This is a genomic window from Sutterella massiliensis (genome assembly GCF_016899755.1).
GTDB lineage: Bacteria > Pseudomonadota > Gammaproteobacteria > Burkholderiales > Burkholderiaceae_F > Sutterella > Sutterella massiliensis.
In genome coordinates, this window is the sequence record NZ_JACJJC010000237.1 from 1 (window position 1) to 541 (window position 541).

The 541-nt window shown below is 61.4% G+C and carries 1 protein-coding gene; it reads right to left on the minus strand.

The window, feature by feature from the left end; genetic code table 11:
* Nucleotides 1–503, minus strand: a 503-nt coding sequence (locus H6A60_RS12355) for a porin (RefSeq protein ID WP_239477748.1), incomplete at its 3' end; no start/stop codon positions are given.
* Nucleotides 504–541: the final 38 nt, after the last annotated feature.

Here is a 541-nt window from a genome sequence, read left to right on the forward strand (position 1 = left end):
TTAAAGCGCAGTGCCAGGGCGCCGCGGCGCGTGTTGTGCTTCCACTTCGATTGTTCGACGCCCGGCGTTGGGTTGGAGCCAGTTTGGAAGGAGAACTGTCCGAACATCTTCCAGCCGTTGAAGTCCGGTGAGGCATAGGAAATCGCGTTGTCGACGCGGTCGGCCATCCCGGCGACATGGTGAACGCCGCCGGAACGGCCCCAGCCGTTGCCGAAAGGCGTCGCTTCAAGACCGTACACGCCCCAGCGTCCGAAGGGCGAAGTGAGCGCACCGACGCGGCCAAAGGCGAGCTCACCGTAGCGACTCTGAACCGCAAGCGAGGATTCCCCGCCCCAGAGGCGGTTGAAGCGCATGGCGCCGTTGTCGGACTCGAAGAGATTTTCGAGCTGCATGCGGACGGTGAGGTCTTCATTGACCTTTTCCGTTGCAGTCAAGCCGATGCGCGGTCCGAGGTTGACGCCGAACTCTTCTCGCGCCCAAGTCGACGATTCTTCCGTCCCCATCTTATTGTTTTCGACAGTGATGCCGGTGTCGATGATGC